Consider the following 21,594-nt stretch of genomic DNA (forward strand, 5'->3'; position numbering starts at 1 on the left):
TTAAAAGTGTCAAGCTGCAAGCTACAACGCGAAGAGATTCCTGAGGCAACCGGGAAAGGCACGACTTCGCGCGGCAAAGGGATAAACAACACGGAAAGCGCGGGCAAGGTTGAGGTTAAATGGCACAGCCTTGCTCGTGTTGCAGCCTGAAGCTTGCCGCTTTCACCCGGTCTTCTTCGCTTCAAACGCTGCCAGCTGCTCCGGCGTGGCCGGTGGCTGGTATTTGTCTTTCCATTCGGCATAGGGCATGCCATACACCCATTCCCGGGCAGCCTCGTAATCCAGGGCAAGCTCGCGTTCCTCTGCGGCAGCCGCCAGCCACTTGGACAGACAGTTGCGGCAGAAGTCTGCCAGTATCATCAGATCAATATTTTGCACTTCCTTGTGCTCGTCCAGATGCTGCAGCAAGCGGCGAAAGGCGGCAGCCTCCAGTTCGGTGCGTGTCGCCGTATCCAGCGTGGTCATGGGCTTCTACTGCAAAGGGGGGGGGTGCCATGATACGGGCTGCAAGCGGCAGGCGTCGACGCCGGGCGATTACCGTGCATACTAGGGGACACAGTAACCCGTATGGAGGAAGGGCGATGACATTGAAACGAGGCGTAGCAATTGTCGGTCTGTTTTTGGTGGCAGGGTGGCTGCTGGTCAGCTGTGGCATGAACAGCGAGGAAAAGCGTCTGGCTGCGGCCATCGACCAGGCCTTGCAGACTCGGGATCTGGGCTACTGGCAGGTGGAAGATCTGGATATCGAGGATCAGCGCAAGGACCAGACCGGGCCCGAGGAAATCACCACCTACAAGGTGGAAGCGGTGCTGGCCCTGGACGCGCCGTTGCGCGAAGTGCGCTACGTGGATGACATCGGCCAGCGCGTGGTCACCCGCACGGCGCTGGCGGAAGGAGAGAAGCGGGATCTGACTGCGTCAGTCCAGATCATTCGCGGCAATGATGAAGAAAACGTGGTGACCACCCTGGATGAGCAGGCCTTGCCCCGCGGCATGGTGGCGGAAGATTTCGAGCAACGCTTCGACGGTTGGCAGGTGATTGCTGAAGACAGTGACGAATTTGCCGAGCTGGAAAAGGAACTGCAGGGCGAGCTGGATGACAGTCTGTCTGCCCTGGCCGAGGCAGATCACACCCTGCGTCAGATACAGGTGCAGTTGATGGCGTCCCGGGCGGAACTGGCGGTGCTGGAAGAAAACGCAGAAGCGGTGGGTGGCCTTGGTGAGCCCATGGAAAAGGCCAGCCAGGACGTGGAAGCCCTGATCGAGCGGGTGGAAGAGCAGGAAGCGGCCCGCGACAGCCTCAGTGAAGAAGTGGCTCGGCGCAAAAAGGCGCTGGCCAGTCTGCGCGGGGAGTGATGCAGGCCTGAGTGTCAATATTCAGGCCCGGGGGCGTCTCGGGTATCATGACGTCCCCGCAGTCCCCATGAGAGCGCATCCATGTTTGAACTCACCGTTACGCCCCGCTTTTACGAAACCGATGCCTTTGGTCATGTGAACAACACCGTGGTCACCGGCTGGTTCGAAACCGGGCGGGCGCCCCTGTTCCAGTTGTTCGGGGGTGGCAGTGATCCGGCGTCCCTACCGCTGATTCTGGCCCGGGTGGAAGTGGATTTTGTCGGCCAGATTTATTACGGCAGCGATGTGCTGCTGCGCACCGGCATCGAGAAAATCGGCAACAGCTCTTTCGTGGTGGCCCAGCAAGCCTGGCAGAACGGTAAGCTGGTGGCCCGTGGCAAGGCCGTGCAGGTCTACTTCGAGCACGACAAGCAGGCCTCGGCGCCGATCCCCGATAGATTCCGTCAGGTGCTGGCCGAGCATCAGGCCCCCTTGTCGGAAGATCAGTAATTCCCCTATTTGATCAGATCGATAGGTATGGCGGGCGTGGCACCTTGACGCCGCGACGCTACACTATCGGCCATACTGATCGCTCAACGTAACGGCAGCGAGGAACGGATGGCTTATCAGGGACAACAGAACTTTGATCACCGCCAGGCGCAGAAGCTGGGGGTGCTGATCACCAACCTGGGCACCCCGGATGCACCGGAGACCGGCGCCCTGCGTCGCTATCTGCGCGAATTCCTGTCCGACCCGCGGGTGGTGGAGGTGCCTCGGCTGATCTGGTTCTTCATCCTTCATCTGGTGATTCTGGTAATTCGCCCGCCGCGTTCAGCCCATGCCTACAAAAGTGTCTGGACGGATGCGGGTTCACCTCTGATGGTCCACACCGAAGCCCAGTGTGCTGGCGTGCGCGAGCGGCTGCATAACAAGTTTGGTGACGACATCGAGGTGCGCTTTGCCATGCGCTACGGCAATCCCTCCATTGCCAGCCAGTTGCAGGCCATGGAAGAGGCCGGCGTGCGCAAGCTGGTGGTGCTGCCCCTGTATCCGCAGTACTCGGCGTCCACCAACGCCTCCACCTTCGATGCCATTGCCAAGGACTTCATGCAACGGCGCTGGTTACCGGACCTGCGCTTTATCAGCCACTACCCGGATTACCCGCCCTACATCGATGCCATGGCCAAACACATCGAGGCATTCCGCGCCGAACATGGCACGGCGGACAAGCTGATCTTCAGCTACCACGGGGTGCCGAAAAAATACCTGCTCAATGGCGATCCCTACTTTTGCGAATGCCACAAGACCTCGCGCCTGCTGGCGGAGCGTCTGGGCCTGGGCGACGACGACTGGCTCACTACCTTCCAGTCCCGCTTTGGCCGTGAGGAATGGCTGAAGCCCTATACCGATCACACCCTGATGGCACTGCCGGAACAGGGTGTGAAATCCGTGCAGGTGTTCTGCCCCGGCTTTTCCTCCGACTGCCTGGAAACCCTGGAAGAAATCGATGTGGAAAACCGCGGCTACTTCAAGGAAGCCGGCGGTGAGGCCTTCGCCTACATCCCGGCACTGAATGCAGAGCCCGGCCACCTGGATGCGCTCACCCAGCTAATCGAAGAGAACCTGCAGGGCTGGGAGTTACCGGAAAATGATGCGGTGGGCCTGAACGAACGCCACCAGCGAGCTCGCCAACAAGGCGCTGATCGCTAGTCCATATGCCCATAATGCAAGAGGCCGCACCCATACATGGGCGCGGCCTCTTGCATTTCAGGACAGGAAAACCCGCCCCGCGAACTGTTCACTATTAACTATTCACTGTTAACGGTTCTGTTCCAGCCTGCGCACCAGCTCATCAGTAAACTCGCTGGTGCTGGCGCGGCCGCCCAGGTCCGGGGTGACGATCTCTCCTTCGCCCACCACCTGGCGCACGGTGCGCCGCAGCTGTTTGGCCTTGTCGTGCATCTCGATGTAGTCGAGCATCAGTGCGCCGGCCAGCATGATGGCGGTGGGGTTGGCGATACCCTTGCCGGCGATGTCCGGGGCGCTGCCGTGGACTGCTTCGAATAGACCGCCGTGTTCGCCGATGTTGGCACCCGGCGCTACACCCAGACCACCGATCAGACCGGCGCAAAGATCGGAAAGGATGTCGCCGAACAGGTTGGTGGTGACGATCACATCAAAGCGGTGCGGGTTCATGGCCAGCTGCATGGCGCAGGCGTCCACGATCATTTCCTCGTGTTCCAGCTGGGGGTAGTCCTCGCGCACCTTGCGGGCCACGTCGAGAAACAGGCCCGAGGTGGACTTCATGATGTTGGCCTTGTGCACCACGGTGACCTTCTTGCGGCTCTGCTTCACCGCTGTTTCGTAGGCAAAGCGCAGCAGGCGCTCGGATTCCGTGCGGGTGATGCGGCTGCGTAGCTCGGCGGTTTCGCCATCCTCGCTAACGGTCTGGCCCAGACCGGAATAAATGCCTTCAATGTTCTCCCGCACGGTCATGATGTCCACGTTGTCATAGCGGGATTTCACCCCGGGGATGGACAGGGCCGGGCGCACATTGGCGAACAGGTCGAAGGTCTTGCGCAGGGTCACGTTCACGGAGGTGAAGCCGCCGCCCACCGGCGTGGTGATCGGGCCTTTCAAGGCCAGGCGGTTGCGGCGGAGTACGGAGAGGGTTTCTTCCGGTACCAGATCCAGTCCTTGATCCAGCGCAGTCTGGCCGGCAATGGCGTATTCGAATTCGAGCCCGCAATCCAGAGCTTTCAGTACCCGTACCGTGGCATCCACGATGTCCGGTCCGATTCCGTCGCCGGGGATAACGGTTACGGTGTTCTTGTTCATGCTGCCTCCTGATTGCGGAAAAGGTGTTGCAGGAACCACATTGTGCCCGCTGCAGATGGCAAAATGAATGCCGACCAAGGTCGGAAGAGGTGTGGGAACCTGCTCTGCGGCCTAGAAATGCGGCCCCGGGCCTTCCTCGGACAGAGTGTCAAAGGGATTGCGTAGCCGGCAGGCCTTGATGGACAGGCAGCCGCAGCCGATACACTCATTGAGCTGGTCGCGCAGCATGGTCAGATCATTGATGCGTTCGTCCAGGTGCCCGCGCCATTTGGCTGACATGCGCTTCCAGTCCCGCGCGGTGGGGCTGCGCCCATCAGGCAGTTCGGCCAGGGCTTCGGCAATTTCCGCCAGCGGGATACCGATACGCTGAGCGACCTTTATCACCGCCACCCGGCGCAACACATCGCGATGATAGCGGCGCTGGTTACCGGCGCTGCGCGAGCTCTGGATCAGGCCTTTTTTTTCATAGAAGTGCAGGGCGGAAACGGCCACGCCGCTGCGTTCGGCCACCTCACCAACGGTAAGCGCCTTGTGAATATCGTCTGCACAGGACAGGGTCATGGTGGAGTCCTTTGTTGATGCGCTTTGACCTTAACCAAGGTTTAGGTCTTATGCTGCCAAATCGTGATCAGCGTTGCCAGCGGATGGGCGTTATTTCGGGCATAATGAGGCGGCCTTAGCAGGTCCAACGAAGGAGAAAGTGGTGAGTGCTGTCATTTCCGTGAAAGACCTGAACAAAATCTATCAAGGGGGCTTTCAGGCCCTCAAGAACATCAATCTGGATATCCAGGCCGGGGAGATCTTTGCCCTGTTGGGCCCCAACGGGGCCGGCAAGACCACCCTGATCAGCATCATCTGCGGCATCGTCAATCCCTCCAGTGGCAAGGTGCTGGCCGATGGCTACGACATTGTTCGCGACTACCGTGAAGCGCGCAGCGCCATCGGTCTGGTGCCCCAGGAACTGTCCACCGATGCCTTCGAGACGGTCTGGGATACGGTGAGCTTCAGCCGCGGTCTGTTTGGCAAGCCCCGCAACGATGCCCATATCGAAAAAGTGCTGAAGGTACTGTCCCTGTGGGACAAGCGGGACAACAAGATCATGATGCTGTCCGGCGGTATGAAACGACGGGTGATGATTGCCAAGGCCCTCTCCCACGAACCCAAGATCCTGTTTCTGGATGAACCCACCGCCGGGGTGGATGTGGAACTGCGCCGGGAAATGTGGGAGATGGTGCGCCAGCTTCGCGAGCAGGGGGTGACCATTATCCTGACCACTCACTACATCGAGGAAGCTGAGGAAATGGCCGACCGGGTAGGTATTATCCGCCAGGGCGAAATCATCCTGGTGGATGACAAGGCACGGCTGATGCAGAAGCTGGGCCGCAAGCAGCTCACCGTGCACCTGGCCGAGCCGCTGCAAAGCCTGCCGGCAGCTCTGGACAATGACGCGCTGGCGCTGTCCGAAGACGGCTACGGGCTGGTCTACACCTACGATGCCAATCAGGAAACCACCGGCATCGCCGAGTTGCTGCGAGCATTGAACGCCGCCGGTATCGAGTTCAAGGACCTGCATTCCCGGCAGAGCTCACTGGAAGATATTTTTGTGGATCTGGTCCACAACGGCCAACCTGCTGCTGCAAATGCGACTGCATCCGGAGACGCCCGATGAAACTGAATCTTTACTCCATTCGCGCCATTTACAAATTCGAAATGGCTCGCACCTGGCGCACCCTGATGCAGAGCGTAGCCTCACCGGTGATCTCCACCTCCCTGTACTTTGTGGTGTTTGGCTCCGCCATTGGTTCGCGCATGGTGGAAATTGGCGGCGTCAGCTACGGGGCCTTTATTATTCCCGGCCTGATCATGCTCACCCTGATGACGCAGAGCATTTCCAATGCCTCGTTCGGGATCTACATGCCCACGTTCTCAGGAACGATCTATGAAGTGCTATCGGCACCGGTCTCCTACGTGGAGATCGTCATCGGTTATGTGGGAGCTGCCGCAACCAAGTCATCGATACTGGGTGTTTTGATACTGATTACGGCGCGCTTCTTTGTAGACTATGAGGTTCAGCACCCCTTCATGATGTTCGGCTTCCTGCTGCTTACCGCCATTACCTTCAGTTTGTTCGGCTTCATCATCGGCATCTGGGCGGATACCTTTGAGAAGTTGCAGATCATTCCCCTGATGATCATCACTCCTCTGACCTTTCTGGGTGGCAGCTTCTATTCCATCGACATGCTGCCACCGTTCTGGCAAACCGTGACCCTGTTCAACCCGGTGGTCTACCTGATCAGTGGTTTCCGCTACAGCTTCTTCGGTAGTGCTGACGTCCATATCGGCATCAGCATCGGCATGACCCTGTTCTTCCTGGCCATCTGTATCGCTCTGGTGTGGTGGATATTCAGGACGGGGTACCGGTTGAAGAGTTAACAGTTAACAGTGAACAATTAACAGCTCACGAAACACTTTATTTGAGGTTTAAACGACAGAGGCCGCGCCCACAGTTTGGGCGCGGCCTCTGTCGTTTTGAAAAAGAAGAACCTTTCTCGCGGAACTGTTCACTATTAACTGTTAACTACCTGCTGCTCCCCCCGCAACTTCAACACATCCGCCTTGGGCGGCGCGCCGAACATGCGGCTGTACTCGCGGCTGAAGTGGGAGGGGCTTTCGTAGCCTACCCGGTAGCTGGCGGTGGCCGCTTCCAGGCCTTCGGTGAGCATCAGGCGTCGGGCTTCGTAGAGGCGCAGCTTTTTCTGGAATTGCAGTGGCGACATGCGGGTGACCTGCTTGAAGCTGTGGAACAGGGTGGACTCGCTCATGTTGGCTTCTTCCGCCAGCTCCTTCACTCGCAAGGGTTCCGTGTAACGACCGCGCAGGGTGGAGATCACCCGGGATATTCGGTTGGCCTGGGAGTCCGCAGCCACGAACTTGCGCATGCGCGGGCCCATCTCTCCGATCAGTGCCCGGTAGATGATTTCCCGACGTGCCAGCGGTGCCAGCACCTGAATATCCTCCGGGGAATCCAGCAGGCTCAGCAGCCGATACAGGGCGCCCTGCATACGTTCGTCCATGTAGGACATGCACAGGCCGCAACTGATTTCCGGGCAGGGGCTGTCCGGGTCGACGCTGGCCACCTTGTCACCCAGTTCCAGTACCAGGTCGGTCACTTCCTGTGGGTCCACGGTGATCTTGGCAGCCAGATAGGGGCGATCCTTGCAGGCATCCACGATCTGACCTTGCACCGGCAGATGCACGGAACTGGCCAGGTAGCTCATGGGGCCGTAGACAATTTCCCGGTCGCCGAGCTGAATGGTCTTGGTGCCTTGCAGAATAAAAATCAGCGAGGGTTCATAGACGGTGGAACCGCACGCGGTCAGCCCGTCGGAACGATACAGGTCCACCCCGCCGATGGCGGTCTGGCTCATGCCGCTACCATCGGCCCAGCGGCTGACGATGTCGGCCAGTTGCTGCTGGGGGCCGGCGCTGAGATTGCGGGGTAACTCCGGTGTTGTCACGGTCATGGCCTGTCCTCCTGTTGCCGGCAGTATACGCAGAGCGCTGCGGGCCCGTGTCCCCATTGAGTCATTTTCTGCAGGATCAGGCAATCACTGCGCAGAAACCGGCAATTCGCCGGAGCTGCCCAGCGGAATATGGCAAGTCGGGATCCTGCCCCGTGGCTTGCCCGTAAGCCTTGCTGGTAATTCCCGCAAGCTTGCGGGGATCGGCTCTATGCAGGGTTTTGGGAGACGCTTCAGGGCACTCCGCTTTCGTCTTTCGTCGCTGTCACTTGCCTGAAATTACAATGAAAGGCCGCATTCATATTGGCTAATGGTTCCTCCCTCGTCTGTCACTTCTCGGCCTGATAACAGAATCGGGCAAGCTTCGCGCAGTAAGCCGCTACCGCCAAACTACCGGCTCTTCGTATCTTGTGTTTCCAGACAGGCCTGCCTCTCAGGTAATCGTTTTCTGATCCGCCAAGCGTTTTATTGGCTACGGCCGGAGACGATACCTATGACGAGGATAGTCAAAAGCCGAGGCCAACCTATGTTGACCTCAACTTAGCTTGAGGAAATAAAGTCGCTGATCTGTTGGGGGGATTCTGTTCACCAGAAAACGAATCATCCCGATATTTTTTTTGCACTCTGTCGAATGTAGTCGTCGGTATTCGATAAGTCGGCAGAGCTGGGTGGTGATAACAGGAGTTGCGGAAATGGAAAGTTTGAGTGGAGAAAGTGCCAGCGGTGCCGGTGTCTACTGGGGGCTGTTGGTCGCGTTGATGGTGGCCGTGTTTGTTGCCGGCTGCGACGCCCGTAGTGAAGCGGGGCAACAGATGCCGCCGCCGGAGGTGGATGTGGCCCAGGTGATTGCCGAGCCGGTAACTCTGTGGGAATCCTATACCGGTCGCGTGGTGGCACCGCAAACCGTGGAGCTGCGACCGCGGGTCAGCGGTTATATCGATCAGGTGGCGTTCGAGGAAGGGGAGCTGGTGAAGGCCGGTGACCTGTTGTTCCAGATTGATCCGCGTCCCTACCGGGCTCGCCTGCAGGCAGCGAAAGCGGAACTGGAGCAGGCCAGAAGCCAGCTGGAACTGGCGAAGAGCGAAGCGGTCAGGGCGAAAACCCTGCTGGAAAGCCGCGCCATTTCCCGTGAGGAATATGACCAGCGCCGTGCTGCCCAGCTCAGTGCCAAGGCACTGGTGAATGCGGCCCGGGCGGCGGTGGATACCGCCGAGCTGGATCTGCAGTACACCCGGGTCACCGCCCCGGTGGATGGCCGCACCGGTCGTGCCATGGTGACCCGCGGCAACCTGGCCAATGCGGACCAGACCCTGCTGACCACGCTGGTGTCGGTGAATCCCATGCATGTGTATTTCGAAGCCGATGAGCAATCCGCGTTCGAGAGTCAGCAGGTGCTTGGCGCGGGGAAGTCCGCCTCGGTGCGGATCGGCCTGTCCGGGGAAACCGGGTATCCGCACCGTGGCACGCTGGATTTTATCGACAACCGTATCAACAGCGGCACCGGCACTCTGCAGTACCGGGCGGTGCTGGACAACACGGCTGGCATTTTTAAACCGGGCCAGTTCGCCCGGGTGGAAATGCCGGTGGCAAAACTGGACCGCGCCCTGCTGGTCAGCCGCAAGGCGGTAATGACCGACCAGGATCGTCGTTTCGTCTATGTGGTGGACGATAACAACCAGGTGGTGCGTCGTCAGGTGACACCGGGCCGGTCGGTGGAAGATCTGCTGGTGATTCATAAGGGGCTGGAGAGCGGCGACCGGGTGATCGTCAACGGTATCCAGAAAGTGTTTGGCGATGGCATGCCGGTGCAGCCCAACCAGGTGGCCATGCGTGCCGCTAATGATGAGCAGCCTGCCATCGCGGTAGCGCAACCGTAATCAATCAACGCCGGGCGCTCGCCTGGCGTTACCAAGGGAACGACAAAGCGCGGCAGTGCCACGGCACTGCTGACAGGAGTCTTTTGCCATGAATTTCTCGCGTTTCTTCGTCGACCGACCGATTTTTGCCGCGGTGTTGTCGATCATCATTTTTGCGGTGGGCTTGATCTCGCTGCCCAGTCTGCCGGTGAGTGAATATCCGGAAGTGGTGCCGCCGTCGGTGGTGGTGCGCACGGTGTATCCCGGTGCCAACCCCAAGGTGATTGCCGAAACCGTGGCGACGCCGCTGGAGGAATCCATCAACGGCGTCGAGGGCATGATGTACCTCAAGTCCGTGGCCGGTTCCGATGGCGTACTGCAGATGACGGTGACGTTCCGCCCGGATATCGAGGCGGATGATGCCACCGTGCGGGTACAGAACCGGGTCAGCCAGGCGCTGGCGCGCTTGCCCGAGGATGTGCGGCGGCAAGGGGTGACCACCCAGAAGCAGTCGCCCACCTTCCTGATGGTAGTGCACCTGACCTCGCCGGACGGTCGCTACGACACTCTCTACCTGCGCAACTATGCCCGGCTGCATGTGCGTGATGCGCTGGCGCGCATTCGCGGCGTCGGTGATGCCCAGGTATTCGGTGGCGGTGACTATGCGATGCGGGCCTGGCTGGACCCGGACAAGATTGCTGCCCGCAGCCTGACTGCCGGGGATGTGGTGGCCGCCATGCGCGAACAGAACGTGCAGGTGTCCGCCGGCCAGTTGGGCGCCGAGCCCATGCCGAGCAGTGATTTTCTTACCCTGATCAATGCCCAGGGGCGGCTGCGCACTACCGAGGAGTTCGGTGACATCGTTATCAAGAGCGGGGCCGACGGCGAGATCGTGCGGCTTTCCGATGTGGCCCGCCTGGAACTGGGCGCCGGGGATTACACCCTGCGTGCGCAACTGGACAGCAAGGATGCGGTAGCCATTGGTATCTTTCAGGCCCCCGGCGCCAACGCCCTGGAAATCCGCGATCAGGTGGTCAGCACCATGGACGAAATCGCCACCCGTTTCCCGGCCGGGGTGGAATACGAAACCGTCTATGACACGACTATCTTTGTCAGCGATTCCATCAAGTCGGTGATCAAGACCCTGCTGGAAGCAGTGCTGTTGGTGGTACTGGTGGTAACCCTGTTTCTGCAGACCTGGCGCGCCTCCATCATCCCCTTGCTGGCGGTGCCGATTTCCATCGTCGGTACCTTCGGGGCGCTCTATCTGCTCGGCTATTCCATCAACACCCTGACCCTGTTCGGCCTGGTGCTGGCTATCGGTATTGTGGTGGACGATGCCATCGTGGTGGTGGAAAACGTGGAGCGGAATATCGAGGAAGGGCTGACGCCCCTGGTTGCCGCCCACCAGGCCATGAAGGAAGTATCCGGTCCCATCGTGGCCATCGGCCTGGTGTTGTGTGCGGTGTTTGTACCCATGGCATTTCTCGATGGCGTTACCGGGCAGTTCTATCGGCAGTTCGCGGTGACCATCGCCATTTCCACGGTGATTTCCACCATCAACTCGCTGACTCTGTCGCCAGCACTGGCGGCCATGCTGCTCAAACCCCACAGTGCGCCGAAGGATCGCCTGACCCGAATTATCGATGCCCTGTTCGGCTGGTTGTTCCGGCCGTTCAACCGTTTCTTCAACGCCAGCTCCGAGCGTTATCAGGGTGGCGTCGGCCGCTCCCTGCGTCATCGCGGCATGGTGTTCGTGATCTATGCGTTGTTGTTGGCGGGCACCGGGCTGATGTTCAAGGTGGTGCCGCCGGGCTTTATTCCCACCCAGGACAAGATGTATCTGATCGCCGGGGTAAAACTGCCGGAGGGGGCGTCTCTGGAGCGCACGGACCAGTTGCTGCAGCGGGTGGTGGATATTGGCATGGAGACCGAAGGCGTATCCCACGCGGTAGCCTTCCCCGGGCTCAACGCCCTGCAGTTCACCAACACGTCCAATACTGGCCTGGTGTTCTTCCCGCTGGAGCCCTTTGACCAGCGCAGCCGGACTGCCGCGCAGATCAATGAAGAAATCAACGGGCGCATCGCCGGCCTCAAGGAAGGTTTTGCCTTCTCCTTTATGCCGCCGCCGATTCTGGGTCTGGGTAACGGCAATGGTTACCAGATGTTCATCGAGGATCGTGGCAACCTGGGCTACGGGGAATTGCAGAATGCGGTGAATGCCATGCAGGGGGCCATCGCCCAGACGCCCGGCATGGGCTTCCCGATCACCAGCTACCAGGCCAATGTGCCGCAGCTGAATGCGGACGTGGATCGTGAACGGGCCAAGGCCCAGGGCGTGCCGATCACCGGGCTGTTCGATACCCTGCAGACCTATCTGGGCTCCACCTACGTGAATGACTTCAACCGTTTCGGGCGCACCTGGCAGGTGATCGCCCAGGCGGATGCGCCGTTCCGCGACAGCGTGGCTGATATCGCCAACCTGAAGACCCGCAACATCCACGGCGAGATGGTGCCCATCGGCTCCATGGTGACCATCAGTCAGGATTTCGGCCCGGACCCGGTGCTGCGCTACAACGGTTACCCGGCAGCGGATCTGGCCGGCGAGGCGAACCCGGCCATGCTGTCCTCCGCCCAGGCCATGGAGGTGCTGAGCAACATCGCCGAGGAGGTGCTGCCCGCCGGTATGAGCTTCGAGTGGACCGACCTGAGCTACCAGCAGGCTACCCAGGGCAATGCGGCGTTGCTGGTGTTCCCGCTGTCCATTTTGCTGGTGTTCCTGGTGCTGGCTGCCCTGTACGAAAGTTGGACCCTGCCGCTGGCGGTGATCCTGATCGTGCCCATGTGCATGCTCTCGGCTCTGCTCGGTGTGTGGTACTTCGACGGTGACAACAACATCTTCGTGCAGGTGGGGCTGGTGGTGCTGATCGCCCTGGCCTGCAAGAACGCCATTCTAATCGTGGAGTTTGCCCGCGAGCTGGAATTGCAGGGCATGGGCGTGGTGGATGCGGCGCTGGAAGCATGCCGCCTGCGGCTGCGGCCCATCATCATGACCTCCATTACCTTCACCGCCGCGGTGGTGCCGCTGGTACTGGGTAGCGGGGCGGGATCGGAAGTGCGCCAGGCGCTGGGTGTGGCCCTGTTTTTCGGCATGCTCGGGGTGACGTTGTTCGGCCTGTTTCTGACACCGGTGTTCTATGTGGCGCTGCGCAAGCTGGCCGGCGGTAAGCCGCCGGTAAGTCAGCATGCCTCCACCATGGATGGCGACCCCCATGGTCAGATTGAAGGAGAAAGTCATGCGTAAGTTGTCTATCGCCGCCGCCACCCTGTTGCTGAGTGCCTGTGCGGTGGGGCCGGACTATCAGGCGCCGCCAACACCGGAGCCGGACGCGTTTCATGCTGCCAATGAAACCAGCACCTCCCGGGAGCAAGCCGAACAGCAGTTCTGGGCCGGCTTCGAGGACCCGCTGCTGGGGCAACTGATCGACCAGACCCTGGCCGCCAACCACAGCCTGCAGGCCGGTCTGGCCCGCTACGATCGGGCCGCCGCCTTGCTGTATGGCGCCAAGCGCGAACAGTGGCCCAGCATTACCGCCAGTGCCAGCGGTGCCGAGCAGCACCTGGCGGATGTGGAGCGCACCCCGCCCGGTGCCGGTCCGGAACGGGTGGAGCTGTACCAGGCTGGCCTCGCCGCCAACTGGGAACTGGATCTGTTCGGGCGCCTGCGCCGGGTCACCCAGTCACAACAGGCGGAGTTGCAAGCCGCTGGTGCGGATCTGGGGGCGTTGAAAGTGGCGCTGGTGGGGCAGCTGGCCAGCAGCTACTTCGAACTGCGCGGCCTGCAGCAGCAGTTGCTGGTGGCCGAGCAGAACGTGGCCCTGCAGCAGGAGACCCTGGACATCGTCTCCGCCCGGGTGGATGCCGGGCGCGGCACCGAGTTCGATCGGGTTCGCGCTCGCTCCCAGTTGCAGCGCACTCGGGCGGAGTTGCCCACCCTGCGTGCCGGCATCCGTGCCGCCATGCATCGCATCGCCGTGCTCACCGGCCAGCCGCCGGCGGCGTTGATCGCCACGCTGAATGGCGACACCGGTCTGCCGGAAACGTTGCCGGTGATCCCGGTGGACAGCCCCGGTGATGTGCTGCGCCGTCGGCCGGATATCGCTGCGGCAGAGCGGCGCCTGGCGGCGGCCACTGCCCGCATCGGGGTGGCCACGGCGGATCTGTTTCCACGCTTTACCCTCAGTGGTTTGCTGGGTTCGGTGGCGGCGGACAGCAGTGATCTGTTCAGTGGCTCCGCCGAAACCCGGCGGGTGGCCCTGGGCGTGGACTGGACCTTCCTGGACCACGGCAAGGTCAAGGCGCGCATCGATGCCGCCGACGCGGACAGCCGCGCCGCGCTGGCGGATTATCAGCAGGCGGTGCTGTCGGCCCTGGAAGACACCGAGACTCGCCTGGTCCGTTACCAGCGCGCCCGCCAGCGGGCCGCGCATCTGGAGCTGGCGGCGGTTAATGCGGAACAGGCCGCCGAGCTGGCCCGCACGCGTTATGAGCGTGGCTTTATCGGCTACTTCGAAGTGCTCGCCGCGGAGCAGGAACTGACTGCCACCCGGGATGCCCGGGTACGCAGTCAGACCGGGGTGGTGCTGGCTATGGTGGACGTGTACCGCGCCCTGGCCGGCACCCCGAGTCTCCGACAGGATAAATGATGGCTGGGGGACGGCTTCCAATGGCGGGCAGACGCAGAATGTCTGCCTTGCATTCAGCCGTAATCGGGGCAGTCAGCAGTGTATGGTGCGTGTTCGGGGATGCAATTCCTGCTAGCGGGGCATTATAAAAAAGCGGGCCAGCGGCCCGCTTTTTTATGGTTCTCCAGAAACACAGAAGGCATTGAACCCGGATGATCCAGACGGATCAGGGACCCAGATCGATACTCCTGCCAGGGCGACAAGCCGTTGCTGTTCCCTGAACCTGACCGATATCAATCGATCACGGTGAAGGTCATGCCGGCTTTTTCCTGTAGACGCTTGAGCAGGGAGTCGCCGAGCAGGGAGGCGGTGGTCCAGAAACCGCCGGGAGCATCCGCAGGTACATCTTGCGCTAGGCAGGCTGCAGCCTGGCCCAGCAGCTTGGCGGTTGAGCCGTAGCCCGGGTCTGCATCGCCGGTCACTTTCACGCGGATGTTGTCGTTGTTGTCGGTAACTCCGAAGAAACGGATGTCGTAGAACCCCGCTTTCTGGGCTTCCGGGCTGGGGCCTTCGCCGGGTTGTGGCACCACGAATTTGTTGAGCAGCCAGCGGGTGGGTTTGATGGCCGCGGCGGCGAAGAACAGGCCGGTACCGGTGCCGATGCCCAGGGCTTTCATGCGCCCGCCCATGCCCGGGCCGGCCAGCATGGCTTCGTTGTAGGTGAAGTTGTCGCCGTAAGCATTGCCGCTGAGGGCGTTGGAGCGATGCACGATGCGGCTGTTGATGGCCTCCATCACGAACGGTGCCGCCCAGGCGCCGAAGTCGTCATCCATGCGCGGCATGCTGATGCTTTCCTGGCGGGCACTGAAGCCATGGTTTGGCGGACATATCAGGTAGGGGTTAGCCAGTTTCTTGCGCAGTTCGGGATCTTTGCCGGCTTCTTCGGCAATGTTCATCATGCTTGCCACGGTGCCGCCGGACACGCCGCCCTTGGCCACTTTTACGCGCATTTTCACGCGGGTGGCGGGGGCCTTGAAGCGGGCTTGGGCCTGCTGCTGCAGGAAGTAGGTGCCCATGTCGGAGGGAATGGAATCGAAGCCGCAGCAATGCACGATGCGCGCGCCACTCTGTTTGGCCTGGTCTTCGTATTTTTCCAGCATGGCGGCAATCCACTGCACTTCACCGGTCAGGTCGCAGTAATCGGTGCCGCTGTTTACACAGGCACGAATCATGGGCTCACCATAGAGCGCGTAGGGGCCTACGGTGGATACTACCACCCGGGTCTGGGCGCAGAGGGTATCCAGGCTGGCGGCGTCGTTGGCATCGGCGGTGAGCAACGGCAGCGCGCTACCGGCCGGGCCCAGTTGGGCCTTTACCTGCTCCAGCTTGTCTTTGGAGCGGCCGGCCGCCGCCCATTTCAGATCGCCATCCACCCCATAAGTGTCAGTGAGGTACTGGCAGAGAATCTGGCCGACAAAACTGGTGGCGCCGAACACCACCACGTCAAACTGTGCATCACTCATGGGATCTCCTCGGAAATGAACGCAAAGCGAAATCGGAACGATTGTCCAATGATGGACCTATCCTAAGGGATTGATAGGGGTAAACGTAACCGGAAAAACAGGGTCATCGCGGATTCGCGAGGGAATCTCTGACAGCCGCCAATGATTCTGTAGGGTGCATTGAGTCGTGGCTATGTGCGCGCAAAAAAAAGCCCCATCCGGGAGGATGGGGCAAATGCCATACCCGGTGCAGACTACGTGGTCTGTTTGATCTGGTATTTACGGATCAGTGCGTCGCGACGTGCCGGATCAAAATTGATGTTGGCGGCGTCATAACCGGCGTGTTCCAGCATCCGGCGGTCCATGACCTTGAACCATAGAGGCGGTACATAGCTGAGCAGGAACATACCGAAGTAACCGTTGGGCAAGGTCGGCAGGCCGTCGAAATGGCGCAGGCTCTGATAGCGACGTGCCGGGTGGGCGTGGTGGTCGGAATGACGCTGCAGGTGAAAGGACGCCCAGTTGGAGAACATGTGGTTACTGTTCCAGCTATGGTGCGGCTGGGTGCGCTCGTAGCGACCGTTGGCATCCTTGTGACGGAGCAGACCGTAATGTTCCACATAGTTGGCAGAGGTGAGCTGCAGGTAGGACCACAGGGTAACGGCGGCAATGAACGGCAGCATTTTCCAGCCGAACAGGGCGATGATGCTGCCCCAGATGATCACGCTGAGCAGGCCCGGTTGCAGGATCTCATTGTGCAGGGACCATACTGGTTTGTCCTCTTTCTGCAGCCGCGCTTTTTCCAGTTGCCAAGCCCGTTTCATGGTGCCGGGAATTTCCCGCAGGGCAAACTTCCAGATGGATTCTCCCAGCCGTGAGGAGGCCGGGTCTTCCGGGGTGGCCACGTCGCGGTGGTGGCCCTTGTTGTGTTCGATGGGGAAGTGGCCGTAGCCCAGCGGCGCCAGCACCAGCTTGGCCAACCAGCGTTCGGTTTTGGTTTTCTTGTGGCCCAGTTCATGGCCCAGGTTTATCCCGGCGGCACCACAGACGGTACCGGTAAGTAGAACCATGGCGATGACACCATGCAGGGGCAGGGAGTGGGTACCCACAAACCACATGCTGACCAGATAGGCTGCCAGCAGGATTGGCACCAAGGCATAGGTCATACGCCGGTAGAACAGGTCGGCTTCCAGTTGCGGCACCACTTCTTCCGGCGGGTTGCTGCGGTCTTCGCCAATCAGCATGTCCAGCAGCGGGATGGCCAGATAATAGAATACCAGGGGCAGCCACAGCAGCCAGGCTTGCCCGGTTGCCATTACCAGGAGAGGACCCAGGAAAACGGTGCCCGGTACAAAGAGAGAGACAATCCAGAGATGCCGCTTGCGATCGCGGTACTCGACGCCGGAGGGGCCGATAAAGACGCCAGCTTGACTCATGGTATGACCTCATTGGTTGTTAGTGGTATCTGAGTTCATCCATGGTGTTCCTGTTGGCGGAAGACCGGCACCCCGTCAGGTGGCAACAAATCGTCTTAAAGTGACAGGTTAAACAGGCCGTTTAGGGGTAGGCTAGGACTTCCATTACCGTGAGGAGCGTGCCGGATGGCAGACAAGGAAATGGACCGGCTGAAGCCGGCCATTCATCCGACCTACAGCCGTGTGCTTTGCGCCCACCTGAAGCAGGAAGGCTTCAGCGATGCGGATATTTTTTCCGGCACCCGGCTGGCCTGGCAGGAGTTGCTCAGTGAGCACCGCTATCTGAGCCTGGAGCAACTGTCGCGTCTGATACGCCGGGCCTTGCTGCTCACCACAGAGCCCTGGATCGGGCTGAAGATTGGGGCCAATACCCCGGTGTCGGCCCATGGGGCGCTGGGCTATGCGGTGGTGTCGGCTCCGGACATGCGCACCCTGTTGTCGGTGGTGGCACGCTTTGTGGGCGTACGGCTGCAACTGATCCGGCTGGAATTTGAAGAAAGCGATGGCTGGGGCCGGCTACGGTTGCACGAAAAAACCGATCTTGGTGATTGCCGGGAATTCCTGCTTGGTGCCCTGCTGGGTTCCTACTTCCAGATGACGGACTCGGTGTCCACCGGCCGCATTGGCGGTGCGCGGGTACAGCTGCCGTTCCCGCGCCCACCCTGGGCAGAGCACTATGAGCGTTTGCTGGGCTGCCCGGTAACCTTCGATGCGGATTGTTTTCTGGTGGAGATGCCGCCTGAACAACTGGCCGCGCCCTGCCTGACCGCCGACCCGGCCATGCATCGCAATGCCATTCGTGATTGTGAGCATCAGCTCAAGCAGCTGGAGAAAGGCGGGCCTTTCAGTCAACAGGTCAGCCTGGTGTTACTGGATTGCCAGGGGGCGTTTCCTTCCCTGGAGAGCATGGCGGAAAAGTTTGCCATGTCTCCACGGACCCTGATTCGCAAGCTGAAAGCGGAGGACACCCGATACCAGGAATTGCTGGATGATGTGCGCAGCGAACTGGCGGCCTGGTTGCTGACGGAAACCTCTCTGCCCATAGAACGCATTGCCGAGCAGCTGGGTTATCAGGATACATCCAACTTCAGTCGTACCTTTCGTCGCTGGTTTCAAATGACGCCTCTCGCCATGCGAAAGGCGTCTGAGGTGTAAAAGACCCCGGCGCACAGGGGGGGGGGATTGGTTTGCCGGGGTTGCCCTCTCAGTCTTGCTTGAGGACGAAATCCACTTTCTCGCGCACCGCGCAATCCGGGCACGGCCAGTCATTGGGTATCTGCAACCAGCGGGTGCCGGGCGGGAAACCCTCTTTTTCGTCGCCACGGCTTTCGTCGTAGACATAGCCACAGTTGGGACACTGGAATTGATGGGGCGTATCGATTTCCTGCTCCGCCTTACGGGCGGCCTCCACGGCATCGTCTGACACATCCGGTTCCGAGTCGGCACTATGGTAGGTCACGGCGGGTTGTTGCCATTTTTTCAGCAGCTTTTCCCGCTTGTCCGGCTGCAGGTTGGCAAGGGTCAGGTCACCCTTGTAGTGCTGGTACACCAGCGGGTCCATCTTGTGGTACCAGACAAAGGGGAAGTAGGCCGGCATTAGCATGGAGGCGTAACCGGAAGGCAGTTGCGGGCTGTCATCGAAATGGCGCAGGGCCTGGAAACGCCGGGTGGGGTTGGCATGGTGATCGGAATGACGCTGCAGCTGATAGAGGAACAGGTTGGTGACGATGTGGTTGCTGTTCCAGGAGTGTTTCGGTTCGCAGCGCTCATAGCGACCGTCGGCCTTCTTCTGGCGAAGCAGACCGTAGTGTTCCATATAGTTGATCACTTCCAGCAGTGATGCCCCGTAGAACGCCTGCAGCAGCAGGAAAGGCAGCACGATCCAGCCCAGCCACAGGGCCAGCAGTCCGAACAGCACCACCGTCATCAACCAGGCCTGCAGGTTTTCGTTTTTCAGGGACCACAGGGGGGCTTCACAACGCTCCAGCCGTTGGGCTTCGATGCTCCATGCCGATTTGACGCTGCCGATCATGGTGCGCGGCAGGAACCGCCAGAAGGATTCACCCATGCGCGCACTGGCCGGGTCTTCCGGAGTCGCCACGTTCTTGTGGTGGCCCTTGTTGTGTTCCACAAAGAAGTGGCCGTAAGCCACCGGAGCCAATGTAATCTTGGCCAGCCAGCGCTCGGTTTTTGATTTCTTGTGACCCAGCTCGTGGGCAGTATTGATGGCGATACCGTTAACCGCACCAACAGTGAAGACCAGCCCCACCAATCCCCATAACGGTGTTTGCCCCTGGGCTACCAGCCAGGCGCCCATGATGGTGGCGAGATATTGCGTGGGGATATAGGCATAGACGATCAGGCGATAATATTTGTCGTCTTCCAGTTGCGGGACGGCGGTTTCCGGCGGGTTGTTGGTGTCGGTACCGATCATCCAGTCGGCCAGGGGGATCAGGCCGTAAACCAGCAAGGGGCCACCCCAGAGCAGTCCTGGCCAGTCCCAGATAAACATGTAGATGAGTAGAAACGACACAGCCAGCACTGGAATGGCTGGGCTGAGTAACCATAGGTAACGTTTGCCGTCATGCCAGTCGGTAAAAGCGGTGGTTTGTTCTGCTGATTTCATGTCTCCACCCCACCTGAGATATTGTCACTTTTACGCTATACCCATTATTGCGGATGGCCAAGTCGTGCTTTGTATTAACTTGGCAACATGGTGGGGGGTGGTGGCAAGAATTTGCAGTGTCTTATTGCCAGTAAAAAAGATTGTTAACGGCGATAAATTACGTTGGGATAGGAGAAGAAAAAACGGGTGTCACTATCGCCGCTGTGGAAGCGACCGGGACGATTTGTCGAAAAGATTCGGGAGAGAACGGATGCAAGAAAACAGCAATAGCAGTGATTTTGATGTGCTGATTATTGGTGCCGGGCTATCCGGTATCGGTATGGCCTGTCACCTGCAGAAAGAGTGCACCGGCAAGACGTTCGCTATTCTGGAGCGACGCCAGGCCATGGGCGGCACCTGGGATCTGTTTCGCTACCCCGGTATTCGGTCCGACTCGGACATGTTCAGCTTTGGTTACGGCTTTCGCCCCTGGAATGAGCTGCAAGTGCTGGCGGACGGGCCATCCATTCGCAACTACATTAAAGAAACGGCCGATGAATTCGGCGTCAGTCAGCATATACATTATGGCTTGACGATCACCGGTGCTGACTGGTCCAGCGAAGAAAAAATCTGGACAGTAACAGCGGTACAGGAAAGTAGCGGAGATACCGCAACCTTCCGCTCCCGTTTTCTGATTGGCTGCACCGGTTATTACAATTACGATCAGGGTTATCTGCCTGAATTTCCCGGTATGGAGCGTTTTCAGGGAACCTGCGTGCACCCGCAGAAATGGCCGGACGATCTGGATTACCGCGACAAGAAAGTGGTGGTGATCGGTAGCGGTGCCACTGCCGTCACGCTGGTGCCAGCCATGGCGGAAGAAACTGCCCATATCACCATGCTGCAGCGTTCGCCGTCCTATATTTTCTCTGTTCCCGCTTATGACAAATTGTCCGAATGGCTGGACCGTGTGCTGCCGTCCAGTTGGGTGTATCGCATGGCCCGCTGGCGCAATATCAAGTTGCAGCGGTTGATCTATGTGCTGGCGAAAAAGTACCCCGACTTTACCCGCAAGCTGCTGCTTTCCAATGTGAAACGCCATGTGGGGAAGGATTTCGACATGACCCACTTTCAGCCCGTGTACCAACCCTGGGACGAGCGACTCTGTGCGGTGCCGGATGCAGATCTTTTCCGGGACCTGCGCGAAGGCAAAGCCGACATTGTCACCGATCATATCGATACCTTTACGGAAAAAGGCATCCGGCTGAAATCCGGCCGTGAACTGGAGGCGGACATCATCGTGACCGCCACCGGCCTGAACCTGCAGGTGCTCGGCGGCATGAGTCTGTCCCTGGATGGTGAGCCGCTGGATGTGAGTGAACGGATGACCTACAAGGGCGTGTTAATGGAAGGGGTGCCGAATATGGCCTGGATATTTGGTTATACCAATGCGTCCTGGACCCTGAAAGCGGATATCGCGTCGGCCTATATTTGCCGCTTGCTCAATTACATGGACGCGGAAGGGCTAACGGTCGTCACCCCGGAAGGGGACAGCGACCTGACCCTGGCGGATCGCTCGATCATGGATGCCCTGGCCTCCGGTTATGTGAAGCGTTCACGCCACAAACTGCCACGCCAGGGGCGCCATCATCCGTGGAAGGTCATGAATCATTACGGCAAGGACAAGCATATTTTGCTGGAAGAGCCGGTGGAAGACGGGCTGCTGTCGTTTTCGTGACGGGAGAGAATTAGCTACGAGCTACGAAAAATAAAATAGG

Annotated in this window: 17 protein-coding genes; 10 read left to right on the plus strand and 7 right to left on the minus strand. The window is 59.8% G+C overall.

What is annotated here, in order from left to right; translation table 11 throughout:
- Positions 1 to 162: 162 nt before the first annotated feature.
- Positions 163 to 465, minus strand: coding sequence for a DUF1244 domain-containing protein (locus KZ772_RS14920; RefSeq protein WP_290537308.1), 303 nt, complete (start codon positions 463 to 465; stop codon positions 163 to 165).
- 116 nt (positions 466 to 581) lie between these two features.
- Here KZ772_RS14920 and KZ772_RS14925 point away from each other — a divergent pair, with 116 nt between their 5' ends.
- From KZ772_RS14925 to hemH, 3 genes are all read left to right on the plus strand, one after another.
- A complete protein-coding gene (locus KZ772_RS14925) occupies positions 582 to 1,355 on the plus strand; it encodes a hypothetical protein (protein WP_290537309.1) in 774 nt (257 codons plus the stop codon).
- Positions 1,356 to 1,436: 81 nt separating this feature from the next.
- A complete protein-coding gene (locus KZ772_RS14930; protein ID WP_290537310.1) occupies positions 1,437 to 1,844 on the plus strand; it encodes a thioesterase family protein in 408 nt (135 codons plus the stop codon).
- Between the two features lie 108 nt (positions 1,845 to 1,952).
- Entirely contained in the window at positions 1,953 to 3,044 is a 1,092-nt protein-coding gene (gene hemH, locus KZ772_RS14935) for a ferrochelatase (RefSeq protein ID WP_290537311.1), read from the plus strand.
- Positions 3,045 to 3,152: 108 nt separating this feature from the next.
- Here hemH and KZ772_RS14940 read toward each other — a convergent pair whose 3' ends face one another.
- The gene (locus tag KZ772_RS14940; RefSeq protein WP_290537312.1) at positions 3,153 to 4,172 is read right to left on the minus strand and encodes an isocitrate dehydrogenase; all 1,020 of its coding nucleotides are present in this window, start codon (positions 4,170 to 4,172) and stop codon (positions 3,153 to 3,155) included.
- Between the two features lie 111 nt (positions 4,173 to 4,283).
- Positions 4,284 to 4,733: a redox-sensitive transcriptional activator SoxR gene (gene soxR, locus KZ772_RS14945; protein WP_290537313.1), complete on the minus strand. Its 450-nt coding sequence runs from the start codon at positions 4,731 to 4,733 to the stop codon at positions 4,284 to 4,286.
- A gap of 142 nt (positions 4,734 to 4,875) precedes the next feature.
- On the opposite strand from soxR, the gene KZ772_RS14950 reads away from it, so the two are divergent.
- Positions 4,876 to 5,841, plus strand: coding sequence for an ABC transporter ATP-binding protein (locus KZ772_RS14950; RefSeq protein ID WP_290537314.1), 966 nt, complete (start codon positions 4,876 to 4,878; stop codon positions 5,839 to 5,841).
- A gap of 2 nt (positions 5,842 to 5,843) precedes the next feature.
- On the plus strand, positions 5,844 to 6,605 hold the full coding sequence (locus KZ772_RS14955; protein WP_290539489.1) for an ABC transporter permease: 762 nt from the start codon (positions 5,844 to 5,846) through the stop codon (positions 6,603 to 6,605).
- 134 nt (positions 6,606 to 6,739) lie between these two features.
- Here KZ772_RS14955 and KZ772_RS14960 read toward each other — a convergent pair whose 3' ends face one another.
- Positions 6,740 to 7,696, minus strand: coding sequence for an AraC family transcriptional regulator (locus KZ772_RS14960; RefSeq protein WP_290537315.1), 957 nt, complete (start codon positions 7,694 to 7,696; stop codon positions 6,740 to 6,742).
- 689 nt (positions 7,697 to 8,385) lie between these two features.
- On the opposite strand from KZ772_RS14960, the gene KZ772_RS14965 reads away from it, so the two are divergent.
- The 3 genes from KZ772_RS14965 (at position 8,386) to KZ772_RS14975 (ending at position 14,255) form a co-directional block, all read left to right on the plus strand.
- Entirely contained in the window at positions 8,386 to 9,570 is a 1,185-nt protein-coding gene (locus KZ772_RS14965; protein WP_290537316.1) for an efflux RND transporter periplasmic adaptor subunit, read from the plus strand.
- 88 nt (positions 9,571 to 9,658) lie between these two features.
- Positions 9,659 to 12,853: a multidrug efflux RND transporter permease subunit gene (locus tag KZ772_RS14970; RefSeq protein WP_290537317.1), complete on the plus strand. Its 3,195-nt coding sequence runs from the start codon at positions 9,659 to 9,661 to the stop codon at positions 12,851 to 12,853.
- Positions 12,846 to 14,255 (plus strand): efflux transporter outer membrane subunit, encoded by a 1,410-nt coding sequence (locus tag KZ772_RS14975; protein WP_290537318.1) that lies wholly within the window; start codon positions 12,846 to 12,848, stop codon positions 14,253 to 14,255. Before KZ772_RS14970 ends, KZ772_RS14975 begins: the two co-directional genes overlap by 8 nt.
- 272 nt (positions 14,256 to 14,527) lie before the next feature.
- Here KZ772_RS14975 and KZ772_RS14980 read toward each other — a convergent pair whose 3' ends face one another.
- Both KZ772_RS14980 and KZ772_RS14985 read right to left on the minus strand, forming a co-directional pair.
- Positions 14,528 to 15,757, minus strand: a complete 1,230-nt coding sequence (locus tag KZ772_RS14980) for a saccharopine dehydrogenase NADP-binding domain-containing protein (RefSeq protein ID WP_290537319.1) — start codon at positions 15,755 to 15,757, stop codon at positions 14,528 to 14,530.
- A 233-nt stretch (positions 15,758 to 15,990) separates the two neighbouring features.
- Positions 15,991 to 17,172 (minus strand): alkane 1-monooxygenase, encoded by a 1,182-nt coding sequence (locus KZ772_RS14985; protein WP_290537320.1) that lies wholly within the window; start codon positions 17,170 to 17,172, stop codon positions 15,991 to 15,993.
- Between the two features lie 165 nt (positions 17,173 to 17,337).
- Here KZ772_RS14985 and KZ772_RS14990 point away from each other — a divergent pair, with 165 nt between their 5' ends.
- Positions 17,338 to 18,366, plus strand: a complete 1,029-nt coding sequence (locus tag KZ772_RS14990) for an AraC family transcriptional regulator (RefSeq protein ID WP_290537321.1) — start codon at positions 17,338 to 17,340, stop codon at positions 18,364 to 18,366.
- A gap of 49 nt (positions 18,367 to 18,415) precedes the next feature.
- Here KZ772_RS14990 and KZ772_RS18630 read toward each other — a convergent pair whose 3' ends face one another.
- The gene (locus KZ772_RS18630; protein ID WP_365870376.1) at positions 18,416 to 19,837 is read right to left on the minus strand and encodes a fatty acid desaturase; all 1,422 of its coding nucleotides are present in this window, start codon (positions 19,835 to 19,837) and stop codon (positions 18,416 to 18,418) included.
- A gap of 250 nt (positions 19,838 to 20,087) precedes the next feature.
- On the opposite strand from KZ772_RS18630, the gene KZ772_RS15005 reads away from it, so the two are divergent.
- Positions 20,088 to 21,554: an NAD(P)/FAD-dependent oxidoreductase gene (locus KZ772_RS15005; protein ID WP_290537322.1), complete on the plus strand. Its 1,467-nt coding sequence runs from the start codon at positions 20,088 to 20,090 to the stop codon at positions 21,552 to 21,554.
- The last annotated feature ends 40 nt before the right edge of the window (positions 21,555 to 21,594 follow it).

Source organism: Alcanivorax sp. (assembly GCF_019431375.1).
GTDB classification, from domain to species: Bacteria; Pseudomonadota; Gammaproteobacteria; order Pseudomonadales; family Alcanivoracaceae; genus Alcanivorax; species Alcanivorax jadensis_A.